Below are 12,775 nucleotides of genomic sequence, written 5' to 3'. Positions count from 1 at the left end.
CAATTAAACAGCTCGTCGGATGGGCTTGAAACTGTGCCCCTTCCGTGAACGTCACCCTGGCTGGAAACCTTGTGGGGCCTTTCTCCACGGCAAGGTGCCATCACTGAATTCACGGTTACTCGGCTACACACTTTTGTCCGACAAAGTGCCGCACCAAATCGGCGCACGCCGTTAGCGCGCTGCTCTTTCCTGGGTCAGAATCCAGGGCGAAACCACCACCGCCCACAGCTGCGGATCACGTTCCAACAGATCGGACGCCCGCGTCGCAGACAGCTTTTCAACCTTCCCCTCGGCCAGCCAGGCCGCGACTTTTTGCGCCTCGTTCTGCGCCACCGCCTGGGCCGCCTCGATCAGATCCAGGTCGGCGTCGACCCACAATAGGGCACCCTTGGCAAAGAACGGCTCCAGTTCCTTCCAGCTGATAGATGCGGTCTCACCAAGCAGCTTGGCATAGAGGGTGCTAGGTTCTTGAGTCATGGGACTGTCCAGAAATGAAATCGGCGCAATCATAACGTCGGTGCTCTGGCAGAAAAACCCAGAAGCAAACGCGTCACCGATCGAGAAGCTCAGAAGCGCCAGGGACTGACGCCGAACCGGGCGCAAGCCACGCCGCAAATCTGTCTTTTTCTTTCAATTAAGCGACACTCCGCGTTTTTGCCCCCAGCCGCCAGCTTTTCAAGCGAACAACCGGCGCTCTACACTGTACCGGTACAGTTGCCAGGGGCATTTCCGACGGATATTCGCGATATATCTGATTCGGTTCTGCGACCCAAGGCCGCCGGAACTATAAAAATTACAACAGTAAGAGTGGAGCACTATGAATAAGGCTACTAAGCAGATTTCCAAACTGTTTGCCGCTATGGTCCTGGCCGGTGTTGCCAGCCATTCGTTCGCAGCTGACACCATCAAGATCGGTATCGCCGGCCCCAAGACCGGCCCGGTAGCCCAGTACGGCGACATGCAGTTCAGTGGCGCCAAAATGGCCATCGAACAGATCAACGCCAAGGGCGGCGTCAACGGCAAGAAGCTCGAAGCCGTTGAATACGACGACGCCTGTGATCCAAAACAAGCCGTGGCGGTGGCCAACAAAGTGGTCAACGATGGCGTCAAGTTCGTGGTCGGCCACCTCTGCTCCAGCTCCACTCAACCCGCTTCCGACATCTACGAAGACGAAGGCGTGGTGATGATCACCCCCGCCGCCACCAGCCCGGACATCACCGCCCGTGGTTACAAGATGGTGTTCCGCACCATCGGCCTGGACAGCGCCCAGGGCCCGGCCGCGGGCAACTACATCGCCGACCACGTGAAGCCGAAGATCGTCGCCGTACTCCACGACAAACAGCAGTACGGTGAAGGCATCGCCACCGCCGTGAAGCAGACCCTGGAGAAGAAAGGCACCAAGGTTGCCGTGTTCGAAGGCATCAACGCCGGCGACAAGGACTTCTCTTCGCTGATCGCCAAGCTCAAGCAAGCCAACGTCGACTTCGTCTACTACGGCGGCTACCACCCGGAGCTGGGCCTGATCCTGCGTCAATCCCAGGAAAAGGGCCTGAAGGCCAAGTTCATGGGTCCGGAAGGCGTGGGTAACGACTCCATTTCGCAGATCGCCAAGGACGCATCCGAAGGCCTGCTGGTGACCCTGCCGAAATCCTTCGACCAGGACCCGGCCAACGTCGCCCTGGCTGACGCGTTCAAGGCCAAGAAAGAAGACCCGAGCGGTCCTTTCGTATTCCCTTCCTACTCCGCCGTTGAAGTCATCGCTGGCGCCATCACCAACGCCAAGAGCGAAGACTCGGCCAAGGTGGCTGAAGCCATCCACGCCGGCACCTTCAAGACCCCCACTGGCGACCTGAGCTTCGACGCCAAGGGCGACTTGAAAGACTTCAAATTCGTGGTCTACGAGTGGCACTTCGGCAAGCCTAAAACCGAAGTTTCTCCTCAGTAAGGCGCGCCCTGACTGACTGCCAATAAAGCCCACGGCTCGCCGTGGGCTTTGTTTTACGAATGTATGGGCCTGTGTTCCGTGATCCGGAATCCCGCCCACCTGAAAATCTCAAAACCGTCATCAGCGGTTCGCTGGCAAAACCCAGCCCGAAGTGGGTGCAGATCCACGGGGCCTGGGCGGGAAAATGACTCCACCAGTGAAATGCGTATCAGGTTTTTAGGAGCGTTGTAATGCCTGACATCTATCACTTTTTCCAACAGCTGGTTAACGGTCTGACCGTTGGCAGCACGTATGCCCTGATCGCCATCGGCTATACGATGGTCTACGGCATCATTGGAATGATCAACTTCGCCCACGGCGAGGTGTACATGATCGGCTCCTACGTGGCGTTCATCGCCATCGCCGGGCTGGCCATGATGGGACTCGACAGTGTCCCGCTGTTGATGACCGCGGCCTTCATCGCGAGCATCGTCGTTACCAGTGCCTACGGCTACAGCATCGAACGGATCGCCTACCGCCCCTTGCGTGGCAGCAACCGTTTGATTCCGCTGATTTCGGCCATCGGCATGTCGATCTTCCTGCAGAACACCGTTCTGTTGGCGCAGGACTCCAAGGACAAATCCATTCCCAACCTGATCCCGGGCAACTTCTCCATCGGGCCAGGCGGCGCACATGAAGTGCTGATTTCCTACATGCAGATCGTGGTATTCGTGGTGACCCTCATCGCCATGCTCGGCCTGACGCTGTTCATCTCCCGTTCTCGCCTGGGACGCGCCTGCCGCGCCTGCGCCGAGGACATCAAGATGGCCAACCTCCTGGGGATCAATACCAACAACATCATCGCCCTGACCTTCGTGATCGGCGCCGCACTGGCCGCCATCGCCGCCGTGCTGCTGAGCATGCAATACGGTGTGATCAACCCCAACGCCGGTTTCCTGGTGGGCCTCAAGGCCTTCACCGCAGCGGTCTTGGGCGGCATCGGCAGCATTCCGGGCGCGATGCTCGGCGGGCTGGTGCTGGGGGTGGCCGAAGCCTTTGGTGCCGACGTGTTCGGCGACCAGTACAAGGACGTCGTGGCGTTCGGCCTGTTGGTTCTGGTGCTGTTGTTCCGTCCGACCGGCATTCTGGGCCGTCCGGAGGTTGAGAAAGTATGACTAGGAATCTTAAATCGGCGCTGTTCAGCGCCCTGTTGGTCTGGGCCGTCGCCTACCCGGTGCTGGGCCTGAAACTGACCATCGTCGGCATCAACCTGGAAGTCCACGACACCAGCCCGGCGATTCTCGCCACCATCGCGGTGTGCTCGGTGCTGATGTTCCTGCGGGTGCTGTTCCACAGCCAGATCAGCGCCGCCTGGAGGTCTTCTCCCAGCCTGCCGCTGATCCCGGCCAAGGCCAGCAACTTCCTGACCCTGCCCAGCACTCAGCGCTGGATCATCCTGGCGTTGATCCTCGGCGCCCTGATCTGGCCGTTCTTCGGCTCCCGCGGCGCGGTGGACATTGCCACGCTGATCCTGATCTACGTGATGCTGGGCCTGGGCCTGAACATCGTGGTGGGTCTGGCCGGCCTGCTGGACCTGGGCTACGTGGGCTTCTACGCCGTCGGCGCCTACAGCTACGCGCTGCTGTCGCACTACTTCGGCCTGAGCTTCTGGATCTGCCTGCCGATCGCCGGGATGATGGCGGCCACCTTCGGCTTCCTGCTGGGGTTCCCGGTGCTGCGCCTGCGCGGCGACTACCTGGCCATCGTGACCCTGGGCTTTGGCGAGATCATCCGTCTGTTGCTGCGCAACATGACCGATCTCACCGGCGGCCCGAACGGCATCAGCAACATCGAGAAGCCGACCTTCTTCGGCCTGACCTTCGAACGCAAGGCGGCGGAAGGCCTGCAGACCTTCCACGAGTTCTTCGGTCTGGAATACAACTCGATCAACAAGGTGATCTTCCTCTACCTGGTGGCCCTGCTGCTGGCGCTGGGCGCGCTGTTCGTCATCAACCGCCTGCTGCGCATGCCGATTGGCCGTGCCTGGGAAGCCTTGCGTGAAGACGAGATCGCCTGCCGCGCCCTGGGCCTGAACCCCACCGTGATCAAGCTCTCGGCCTTCACCCTGGGCGCCGCGTTCGCCGGTTTTGCCGGCAGCTTCTTCGCCGCGCGCCAAGGCCTGGTGACCCCGGAGTCCTTCACCTTCATCGAGTCGGCGATCATTCTCGCCATCGTCGTGCTCGGTGGCATGGGCTCGCAACTGGGGGTGATCCTGGCGGCGATCGTGATGATCCTCTTGCCTGAACTGATGCGTGAATTCAGCGAATACCGGATGTTGATGTTCGGCGCCATGATGGTGCTGATGATGATCTGGCGTCCTCAAGGTCTGCTGCCCATGCAACGTCCTCACATGGAGCTGCGCAAATGAGCCGCGAGATCCTCAAAGTAACCGGCCTGTCGATGCGTTTCGGCGGCCTGCTGGCGGTCAATGGCGTGGCCCTGACCGTCAAGGAAAAACAAGTGGTGGCGCTGATCGGCCCGAACGGCGCCGGCAAGACCACGGTGTTCAACTGCCTCACCGGTTTCTACCAGCCCAGCGCCGGCAGCATCCTCCTGGACGGCGAGCCGATCGAAGGCCTGCCGGGCCATCAGATCGCTCGCAAGGGCGTGGTGCGGACCTTCCAGAACGTGCGCCTGTTCAAGGACATGACCGCGGTCGAGAACCTGTTGATCGCCCAGCATCGGCACCTGAACACCAACTTCCTGGCCGGTCTGTTCAAGACCCCGGCGTTTCGCAAGAGCGAGCGCGAGGCCATGGAATACGCCGGCTACTGGCTGGACAAGGTCAACCTTCGGGAGTTCGCCAACCGCCCCGCCGGGACCCTGGCCTACGGTCAGCAACGGCGCCTGGAAATCGCCCGCTGCATGATGACCCGTCCGCGGATCCTCATGCTCGACGAGCCGGCCGCCGGCCTCAACCCCAAGGAAACCGAGGACCTCAAAGCGCTGATCAGCGTGCTGCGCGAGGAGCACAACGTCACCGTGCTGCTGATCGAGCACGACATGAAGCTGGTCATGAGCATTTCCGACCATATCGTGGTGATCAACCAGGGCACGCCCCTGGCCGACGGCACGCCGGAACAGATCCGCGACAATCCCGAAGTGATCAAAGCCTACCTGGGGGAAGCGTAAATGCTGCAGTTCGAAAACGTTTCCACCTTCTACGGCAAGATCCAGGCGTTGCACAGCGTCAACGTCGAGATCCGCCAGGGCGAAATCGTCACCCTGATCGGCGCCAACGGTGCCGGCAAATCCACCCTGCTGATGACCCTCTGCGGCTCGCCCCAGGCCCACAGCGGCAGCATCCGCTACCTGGGTGAAGAGCTGGTGGGGCAAAGCTCGGCGCAGATCATGCGCAAGAGCATTGCCGTGGTCCCCGAAGGCCGCCGGGTATTCGCCCGCCTGACCGTGGAAGAAAACCTCGCCATGGGCGGTTTCTTCACCGACAAGGGCGATTACCAGGAGCAGATGGACAAGGTCCTGGGGTTGTTCCCACGGCTCAAGGAACGCTTCACCCAGCGCGGCGGCACCATGTCCGGCGGCGAACAGCAGATGCTCGCCATCGGTCGGGCGCTGATGAGTAAGCCCAAGCTGTTGCTGCTCGACGAGCCGTCCCTGGGCCTGGCGCCGATCATCATCCAGCAGATCTTCGACATCATCGAACAGCTGCGCCGCGACGGCGTGACGGTGTTCCTGGTGGAGCAGAACGCCAACCAGGCGCTGAAGATCGCCGACCGCGCCTACGTGCTGGAAAACGGCCGGGTGGTGATGCAAGGCACCGGCGAGGCACTGCTGACCGATCCGAAGGTGCGCGAAGCCTATCTGGGCGGCTAAGCACTCGCGTCAATGAAAACGGCCCTTCGGGGCCGTTTTTTCATGGCGCAATAAAAAACTCCGCCCCGGGCTGTAACAAATCCCCAGGTGCCTTCTCTACAGGGATAAGCAAGCACACACGCTTTCTTAAACCCACCCCGATCCGGAGAAACACCATGAGCACCACTCGCACCCTGTCCGCCACCGCCCTGGTCCTGGCCCTGGGCTCCGCCCTGAGCATCGCTGCGGTGTCCACCACTGCCCATGCCGCCGACGACATGGAGAAGTGCTTCGGCGTGGCCATGAAAGGCAAGAACGATTGCGCCGCGGGCGCCGGCACCACCTGCGCCGGGACCTCCAAGGTCAACGATCAGGCCAATGCCTGGAAACTGGTGCCCAAGGGCACTTGCGAAAAAACCGCCAGCAGCACCTCGCCCACCGGCTTCGGCCAGCTCGAAGCCTTCAAAGCCAAGTCCTGATCCCGCATTAGCCTGAGTGTCGAAGATGAACAGCGCCCTGATCCACAACACCCGCCACGACATTCAGGCGTGCGCCCCGAGCCTGCCGCCCCGCGCAGGCCTGGGGCTCAAGAGCGAACACTTCAAGGACGTCCTCGAACAGCGGCCCGATATCGGCTTTTTCGAGGTGCATGCCGAGAACTACATGGTGGCGGGCGGGCCCTTCCATCATTACCTGGGGTTGATCCGCGCAGACTATTCGCTGTCGCTGCACGGCGTCGGCCTGTCCATCGGTGGCGAAGGCCCCCTGGACAGCGAGCACCTGCGGCGCCTGGCGGTCTTGATCGAGCGCTATCAACCCCAGTCCTTTTCCGAACACCTGGCCTGGTCAAGCCATGGCCCGGTGTTTCTCAACGACCTGCTGCCCCTGGCCTACGATGTACCGACCCTGCAGCGGGTCTGCGACCACATCGACCAACTGCAGAATCACCTGGGGCGCACCATGCTGCTGGAAAACCCCGCTACCTACCTGCAGTTCCAACGCTCGACCCTGGACGAGACGGACTTCATCCGCGAGGTGATCCAGCGCAGCGGCTGCGGCCTGCTGCTGGACGTCAACAACCTCTACGTTTCCTGCATCAACCACCAGCGCGATCCCCAGGCCTATCTGCAGGCACTGCCGCTGCACGCGGTGGGCGAGATTCACCTGGCCGGGTTCGCCGAAGACCAGGACAGCCTCGGCGACCGTCTGTTGATCGACGATCACGGCGCCCCGGTGGACCGGGAAGTCTGGGCCCTGTACCAGCAGGTGCTGGAGCGGATCGGCCCCATGGCCACCCTGATCGAACGGGACAATCAGGTGCCGAGCCTGACCACCCTGCTGGGGGAGGCCGCTCAGGCACAGGCGCTGTTGCACCAGGCGCAGGTGCAGCCATGAGCAACCACGCCTGTTTTGCCCAGGCGCTACTGAGCGCCGAATCCACCTGCCCGGCGGGGCTTTGCAGCAGTAACGGCGCCGATCCGGCCAGCCGCTTCGCGGTCTATCGCAACAACGTGCAAGGCTCGCTGATCAACGCCCTCGCCGAGGCCTATCCGGTGGTGGCGCAACTGGTGGGACAGACATTCTTCAACGCCATGGCCCGTCTGTACGTGCAGGATTTCCCCCCGCACAGCCCGTTGCTCAACGACTACGGCCAGGACCTGGCGGACTTCATCCAGGGCTTCGCTCCGGCAGCGGCCCTGCCTTATCTGGCCGATATGGCGCGCCTGGAACGGCTGCGGGTCGAGGCTTATCACGCCGCCGACGCCGAACCTCTGCCACCGGCCCGGTTGCTGGCGGCAATGAACCAGCCCGATCGCCTCGGCCAGCTGTGCCTGCGGCTGCATCCGTCACTGCGCACCCTGCACTCGGCGTTCGCCGTCGTCAGCCTGTGGGCCGCTCACCAGAGCGACGCCGCCTGGCCAGCGTTCGACCTGCACCAGGGCCAGCACGCCCTGGTGCTGCGCAACGCTTTGGACGTCGAGGTGATTGCCGTGGACCTGGGCGCCATGACCTTTATCGACGCTCTGCGCAATCACTGGCCGCTGGAAGTCGCGGCGGCCTATGCCCTGGATGCCCAGGCCAGCTTCGACCTGGGCCAGTGCCTGGGCCTGCTGCTGGCCCACGGTGCCCTTATCGATCTGCAACCTCACCAGAAGGCTTGACCATGAACACCCAGACAAAAACGCCCATTAGCGGATTGCTGACTCAAATCATTCAAGGGTTCGAGCGCATTCCCTACAGCCTGATCGCCTTTATTGCGCGTTTTTCCATCGCCGCGGTGTTCTGGAAATCCGGCCAGACCAAAGTCGAGGGGCTGGCCATCGACCTGTTCGGCGGCACCTTCCAACTGGGCTGGCCGCGCCTGGCGGACTCCACCATTCCCCTGTTCCAGAGCGAGTACCACGTGCCCCTGCTGAGCCCGGAAGTGGCGGCGCACCTGGCGGCCTTCGCCGAACACTTTTTCCCGGTACTGATCCTGCTGGGACTGGCCACGCGCTTTTCCGCCCTGGCGCTGCTGGGGATGACCCTGACCATCCAGCTCTTCGTCTACCCCGACGCCTACCCGACCCACGGCACCTGGGCGGCGATCCTGCTGCTGTTGATGGCCCGTGGCCCGGGCGTGTTTTCCCTCGACCACCTGCTGGCCCGGCATTTTCAACACCGCCCTCTGTAGCCGCTGCCGCAGGCTGCGAACAGGGCCGTGGGCCCTTTAACCGATTCAAGTTCGCAACCCATTGGCCGCGACTACAGACGATCCAGCGCCTCGCCGCTGCGGCGGAACCAGTCCATCAGGTAATTGGCCAGCACCTGGGTACGCCTGGGCAGGCCGCCCTGATAGGGATGCACCAGGTACATCGGCATGCTGCGGGTCTGGTAGTCCCGCAACAGCCAGCGCAAGCGGCCATCGGCCAACTCGCTGTGCAGCACGTAGGACGGCAGCCGGGCGACTCCCGCCCCTACCAGGGCGGCCTTCTTCAGCAGGTTGTAGTGATTGCTGGCAAAAGGCCCGGAAACCCGCACCCGCAGCAGCTCATGGCGCTGGTGATAGAGCCATTCCTCGCGCCCGCTGTAGTGGCTGTTGAGCAGGCAGCGATGCTCGGCCAGCTCCGCAGGGGTCTGCGGCTCACCGTATTGCTCCAGATAGGCCGGGCTGGCGCAGGTCATTTCATGCCACGCCAGCAGCGGCCGGGCCACCAGGCGCTGGTCACTGGCCACCTCGGAACGCACGGCCAGGTCAAACCCTTCCCGGTTCAGGTCGCGGTAGCTGTTGTTCAGGTCCAGCTCGATCTGCACCTGGGGGTAGTGCCGGGAGAACTCCAGCAGCAGGCCGTCGAAAAAGGTTTCGCCCAGGGACACCGGCACCGTCAGGCGCACCGGCCCGGCCATGTCGTCCTTGAGCCGCGCCAGGGCCTGATGCGCGCGTTCGACTTGAGCCACCAGCGCCTGGGCCTGGGGCAGCAAGGCCGCGCCGGCGGCGGTCAGGTCCAGGCGCCGGGTGGTGCGTTGCAACAGCACCACGGCGTAGCGCGCCTCCAGGGCGCTGAGGCGCTTGGACAACTGGCCCTTGCTGCACCCCAGACGCTGGGCCGCCAGGGTAAAGCTGCCCGCCTCAACCAGCACGGCAAACGCCGCCAGGTCATCCATCTCGCTCATGGATTGTTTCCATTTGAAAACCAAAGGTTGCCTATTAGCGCGTTAATCCATGAAAAAAACCACTCTAGACTGCAATCTCTTCCCCCCTTTTCGAGGAACAGCCCATGAAGATTCTCTTGATCGGTGCCAACGGCACCATTGGTTCGGCGGTTGACCGGGAACTGTCCCAGCGTCACGAGGTGATCCGGATTGGCCGTAGCAGCGGCGACTTTCAGGTGGACATCAGTGATGCCCAGTCGATTCGCGCCCTGTTCGAGAAGACCGGGCGCTTCGATGCGCTGGTCTGCGCCGCCGGCAACGTGACCTTCGCGCCCCTGGCGGACATGACCGCCGAGCACTTCAGCCTGGGCCTCAAGGATAAGCTGATGGGCCAGGTCAACCTGCTGCTGATCGGCCGCGAGTACGCCAACGACGGCGCCTCCTTCACCTTCACCACAGGCATCTTGAGCCACGACCCGATCCGCAGCGGGGCCTCGGCGGCGCTGGTCAATGGCGCCCTCGACAGCTTCGTTCGCGCCGCCGCCATCGAACTGCCGCGGGGCCTGCGGGTCAACTCGATCAGCCCCAACGTGCTGGTGGAAGCCATGGACAGCTACGCCCCGTACTTTCGTGGCTTCAAACCGGTGCCGGCGGCCGACGTGGCCCTGGCCTACGCCAAGAGCGTGGAAGGCCTGCAGACCGGCCAGACCTACCGCGTCGGCTGATTCGGCTTGTGTAGGAGCTGGCTTGCCAGCGAAGGCGTCCTCCCGAACCACACCAGACTCCAGGGCCTCTTCGCCGGCAAGCCGGCTCCTACGGTTGATGGCGCTGCTGCGTTCAGTCCGGGGTTGTGGTGATCGGGCGGGCTGCGTAACGTGTCGGCTTCCGCTTGGAGGCCCGATGATGCGCACTGCCCGTTCACTGCTTTGTTTCGCCCTGTTGCCGCTGTTTGCCGGCTGCCAGATGCTGCCGATGTTCAACCCACAGCCCCAGGCGCCGTCCATGGCCGGGCTGACCCGGATGCAGGGTGAACTCAGTGCGGCGGACGGCAAGTTGCTGTTCAAGCCCTGCACTGAAGATCGCCGCTATGTGGTCAGTGACGGCGGCGGCACCAGCGTGCTGCAGGAGGCCGCCACCCTGGCGGAGAAACAGGGCAAGCTGTTCGCCGACCTGCGGGGCAAGTTCTCCGCCAGTGGCAGCAGCGACGGCCAGCTGGACCTGCGCCAGCTGTACCGCGTCGAGCGCTCCGCCAGTGCCTGCGGCGACCCGAACTTCCAGCGTCTGATCCTGCGGGCCGGCAGCAAGAACCCGGCCTGGAACGTCGATGTCAGCGCCAAGGGCATGATGATCGAACGCGCCGGCCAGCCGACCCTGGCCCTGCCCTATCTGGAAGAACAGCTGGGCGACGGCCGTTTCAACCTCACCAGCGAAGCCAATCACCAGCGCGTGGAGCTCTGGGTGGCGCCGCAGCGCTGCGTCGACCCGGTGACCGGCAGCGTCCAGCACCTCAGTGCCGAGTTGCGGGTGGACGGTCAGGTGCAGCGCGGTTGCGGCTATTTCGGCGGCTCGCGCAACGACTGATTCGACGAGCAGCGGTTTTAGCCTCACGGCCAGGGAAGATTGCGGCTTATAATCGCCGGTTTGTGCAAAGCAAGCCGGCGCACTGTTGCGCACCGCCTACCCGGACCCTGTCATGTTACGAATCACCGAACTCAAGTTGCCGATCGACCATCCCGATGAAGACCTGCGCGCCGCCATCGTGCAGCGCCTGGGGATCGCCAGCGATGACCTGCTCGATTTCACCTTGTTCAAACGCAGCTACGATGCGCGCAAGAAGTCTTCCGAGCTGTGCTTCATCTACACCATCGACCTCAATGTGCGCGACGAAGCGCCGTTGCTGCTCAAGTTCGCCGACGACCGTAACGTCAACCCGGCGCCGGATGTCAGCTACAAGGTGGTGGGCCAGGCCCCGGCAGAGCTGAATGAGCGGCCGATCGTGGTGGGTTTCGGCCCTTGCGGGATCTTTGCCGGCCTGTTGCTGGCGCAGATGGGCTTCAAGCCGATCATCCTCGAGCGCGGCAAAGAAGTACGCCAGCGCACCAAGGACACCTGGGGCCTGTGGCGCAAGAGCGTGCTCAACCCCGAGTCCAACGTGCAGTTCGGCGAGGGCGGTGCCGGAACCTTCTCCGACGGCAAGCTCTACAGCCAGATCAAGGACCCGCAGCACCACGGTCGCAAGGTGCTCCACGAGTTCGTCAAGGCCGGCGCGCCGGACGAGATTCTCTACGTCAGCAAGCCGCACATCGGCACCTTCCGCCTGACCGGCGTGGTGGAAAACATGCGCCAGCAGATCATCGCCCTGGGCGGTGAAGTGCGCTTCGAGCAGCGGGTTACCGATGTGCTGATCGAAGACGACCAACTGCAAGGCGTAGAACTGGCCAGCGGCGAACAGCTGCATTCCAAGCATGTAATCCTGGCCCTGGGCCACAGTGCCCGCGACACCTTCCGCATGCTCCACAGCCGTGGCGTGTACATGGAAGCCAAGCCGTTCTCGGTGGGTTTCCGCATCGAGCACCCGCAATCGCTGATCGACAGCGCGCGCCTGGGCAAGTACGCCGGCCACCCGAAACTCGGCGCCGCCGACTACAAACTGGTGCACCACGCCAAGAACGGCCGTTCGGTCTACAGCTTCTGCATGTGCCCGGGCGGCACCGTGGTCGCCGCCACCTCCGAGCCGAACCGGGTGGTAACCAACGGCATGAGCCAGTACTCGCGCAACGAGCGCAACGCCAACTCCGGCATCGTCGTGGGCATCACCCCGGAAGTGGATTACCCAGGCGGCCCGCTGGCGGGTATCGAGCTGCAGGAGCGCCTGGAGTCCCACGCCTTCGTCCTGGGCGGCAGCAACTACCAGGCCCCGGCGCAGTTGGTGGGCGATTTCATTGCCGGCAAGCCGACTACCGGCCTGGGCAGCGTCGAGCCGTCCTACAAGCCGGGGGTGAGCCTGGGTGACCTGGCCCTGGCCTTGCCGGACTTCGCCATCGAGGCGATTCGTGAGGCGCTGCCGGCTTTTGAACGGCAGATCAAGGGCTACTCGCTGCACGACGCGGTGCTGACCGGTATCGAGACCCGCACCTCATCGCCGCTGCGCATTACTCGCGACGCCTCGATGCAGAGCTTGAATGTGAAGGGGCTGTACCCGGCCGGTGAAGGCGCCGGTTATGCCGGGGGGATTCTCTCCGCCGGGGTCGACGGGATTCGCATTGCCGAAGCGGTGGCCCGCGACATCCTCGGTATTCAGGCCTGACGCAACGGCCCTTTCGCCGGCAAGCCGGCTCCTACCGC

The 12,775-nt window shown here is 63.2% G+C and carries 14 protein-coding genes; 12 read left to right on the top strand and 2 right to left on the bottom strand.

The window, feature by feature from the left end; all coding sequences use genetic code 11:
* Positions 1–171: 171 nt before the first annotated feature.
* Positions 172–477, bottom strand: a complete 306-nt coding sequence (locus GWQ44_RS01325; protein ID WP_042941964.1) for a DUF2288 domain-containing protein — start codon at positions 475–477, stop codon at positions 172–174.
* Positions 478–817: 340 nt separating this feature from the next.
* Between GWQ44_RS01325 and GWQ44_RS01320 the strand changes: the two genes are divergently transcribed.
* The 9 genes from GWQ44_RS01320 to GWQ44_RS01280 all read left to right on the top strand — a co-directional run bounded on the left by GWQ44_RS01320 (position 818) and on the right by GWQ44_RS01280 (position 8,471).
* Positions 818–1,945 (top strand): branched-chain amino acid ABC transporter substrate-binding protein, encoded by a 1,128-nt coding sequence (locus GWQ44_RS01320; RefSeq protein WP_103739570.1) that lies wholly within the window; start codon positions 818–820, stop codon positions 1,943–1,945.
* Between the two features lie 230 nt (positions 1,946–2,175).
* On the top strand, positions 2,176–3,099 hold the full coding sequence (gene livH, locus GWQ44_RS01315; RefSeq protein WP_011059641.1) for a high-affinity branched-chain amino acid ABC transporter permease LivH: 924 nt from the start codon (positions 2,176–2,178) through the stop codon (positions 3,097–3,099).
* Complete coding sequence (locus GWQ44_RS01310) at positions 3,096–4,352, top strand: high-affinity branched-chain amino acid ABC transporter permease LivM (RefSeq protein ID WP_016967587.1); 1,257 nt, start codon at positions 3,096–3,098, stop codon at positions 4,350–4,352. Before livH ends, GWQ44_RS01310 begins: the two co-directional genes overlap by 4 nt.
* Positions 4,349–5,116 carry a high-affinity branched-chain amino acid ABC transporter ATP-binding protein LivG gene (gene livG / locus GWQ44_RS01305; RefSeq protein ID WP_016967588.1) on the top strand — a complete coding sequence of 256 codons (768 nt, stop codon included), beginning with the start codon at positions 4,349–4,351 and terminating at the stop codon, positions 5,114–5,116. Before GWQ44_RS01310 ends, livG begins: the two co-directional genes overlap by 4 nt.
* Positions 5,117–5,818 carry an ABC transporter ATP-binding protein gene (locus GWQ44_RS01300; RefSeq protein WP_016967589.1) on the top strand — a complete coding sequence of 234 codons (702 nt, stop codon included), beginning with the start codon at positions 5,117–5,119 and terminating at the stop codon, positions 5,816–5,818.
* Positions 5,819–5,973: 155 nt separating this feature from the next.
* Complete coding sequence (locus GWQ44_RS01295; protein ID WP_016967590.1) at positions 5,974–6,276, top strand: DUF2282 domain-containing protein; 303 nt, start codon at positions 5,974–5,976, stop codon at positions 6,274–6,276.
* A gap of 25 nt (positions 6,277–6,301) precedes the next feature.
* A complete protein-coding gene (locus GWQ44_RS01290; protein WP_047302205.1) occupies positions 6,302–7,192 on the top strand; it encodes a DUF692 domain-containing protein in 891 nt (296 codons plus the stop codon).
* Positions 7,189–7,959, top strand: coding sequence for a DNA-binding domain-containing protein (locus tag GWQ44_RS01285; protein WP_016967592.1), 771 nt, complete (start codon positions 7,189–7,191; stop codon positions 7,957–7,959). The genes GWQ44_RS01290 and GWQ44_RS01285 overlap by 4 nt, the downstream gene beginning before the upstream one ends.
* Before the next feature lie 2 nt (positions 7,960–7,961).
* Positions 7,962–8,471, top strand: a complete 510-nt coding sequence (locus GWQ44_RS01280; protein WP_016967593.1) for a DoxX family protein — start codon at positions 7,962–7,964, stop codon at positions 8,469–8,471.
* A gap of 71 nt (positions 8,472–8,542) precedes the next feature.
* Here the strand turns inward: GWQ44_RS01280 and GWQ44_RS01275 are convergent, their stop codons facing one another.
* On the bottom strand, positions 8,543–9,451 hold the full coding sequence (locus tag GWQ44_RS01275; protein WP_275926475.1) for a LysR family transcriptional regulator: 909 nt from the start codon (positions 9,449–9,451) through the stop codon (positions 8,543–8,545).
* 104 nt (positions 9,452–9,555) lie between these two features.
* Here GWQ44_RS01275 and GWQ44_RS01270 point away from each other — a divergent pair, with 104 nt between their 5' ends.
* From GWQ44_RS01270 to GWQ44_RS01260, 3 genes are all read left to right on the top strand, one after another.
* Entirely contained in the window at positions 9,556–10,155 is a 600-nt protein-coding gene (locus GWQ44_RS01270; protein ID WP_016965683.1) for a short chain dehydrogenase, read from the top strand.
* Between the two features lie 178 nt (positions 10,156–10,333).
* Complete coding sequence (locus GWQ44_RS01265; RefSeq protein WP_253127375.1) at positions 10,334–11,011, top strand: hypothetical protein; 678 nt, start codon at positions 10,334–10,336, stop codon at positions 11,009–11,011.
* Positions 11,012–11,123: 112 nt separating this feature from the next.
* Positions 11,124–12,737, top strand: coding sequence for an NAD(P)/FAD-dependent oxidoreductase (locus GWQ44_RS01260; RefSeq protein WP_275926474.1), 1,614 nt, complete (start codon positions 11,124–11,126; stop codon positions 12,735–12,737).
* Positions 12,738–12,775 lie beyond the last annotated feature (38 nt).

The organism is Pseudomonas sp. 3MA1, from assembly GCF_029237275.1.
GTDB classification, from domain to species: domain Bacteria; phylum Pseudomonadota; class Gammaproteobacteria; order Pseudomonadales; family Pseudomonadaceae; genus Aquipseudomonas; species Aquipseudomonas fluorescens_AP.
The sequence above is the reverse complement of the archived record's forward strand: the minus strand, read 5'-3'. Positions and strand labels throughout refer to the sequence as shown.

Excerpts from the sequence above, each read along its gene's own strand:
- GWQ44_RS01325 (WP_042941964.1), bottom strand. The coding sequence starts at position 477 with ATGACTCAAGAACCTAGCACCCTCTATGCCAAGCTGCTTGGTGAGACC.
- GWQ44_RS01295 (WP_016967590.1), top strand. The coding sequence starts at position 5,974 with ATGAGCACCACTCGCACCCTGTCCGCCACCGCCCTGGTCCTGGCCCTG.
- GWQ44_RS01320 (WP_103739570.1), top strand. The coding sequence starts at position 818 with ATGAATAAGGCTACTAAGCAGATTTCCAAACTGTTTGCCGCTATGGTC.
- livG (WP_016967588.1), top strand. The coding sequence starts at position 4,349 with ATGAGCCGCGAGATCCTCAAAGTAACCGGCCTGTCGATGCGTTTCGGC.
- GWQ44_RS01270 (WP_016965683.1), top strand. The coding sequence starts at position 9,556 with ATGAAGATTCTCTTGATCGGTGCCAACGGCACCATTGGTTCGGCGGTT.
- GWQ44_RS01260 (WP_275926474.1), top strand. The coding sequence starts at position 11,124 with ATGTTACGAATCACCGAACTCAAGTTGCCGATCGACCATCCCGATGAA.
- GWQ44_RS01275 (WP_275926475.1), bottom strand. The coding sequence starts at position 9,451 with ATGAGCGAGATGGATGACCTGGCGGCGTTTGCCGTGCTGGTTGAGGCG.
- GWQ44_RS01265 (WP_253127375.1), top strand. The coding sequence starts at position 10,334 with ATGCGCACTGCCCGTTCACTGCTTTGTTTCGCCCTGTTGCCGCTGTTT.
- GWQ44_RS01280 (WP_016967593.1), top strand. The coding sequence starts at position 7,962 with ATGAACACCCAGACAAAAACGCCCATTAGCGGATTGCTGACTCAAATC.
- GWQ44_RS01290 (WP_047302205.1), top strand. The coding sequence starts at position 6,302 with ATGAACAGCGCCCTGATCCACAACACCCGCCACGACATTCAGGCGTGC.
- GWQ44_RS01310 (WP_016967587.1), top strand. The coding sequence starts at position 3,096 with ATGACTAGGAATCTTAAATCGGCGCTGTTCAGCGCCCTGTTGGTCTGG.
- GWQ44_RS01300 (WP_016967589.1), top strand. The coding sequence starts at position 5,117 with ATGCTGCAGTTCGAAAACGTTTCCACCTTCTACGGCAAGATCCAGGCG.
- livH (WP_011059641.1), top strand. The coding sequence starts at position 2,176 with ATGCCTGACATCTATCACTTTTTCCAACAGCTGGTTAACGGTCTGACC.
- GWQ44_RS01285 (WP_016967592.1), top strand. The coding sequence starts at position 7,189 with ATGAGCAACCACGCCTGTTTTGCCCAGGCGCTACTGAGCGCCGAATCC.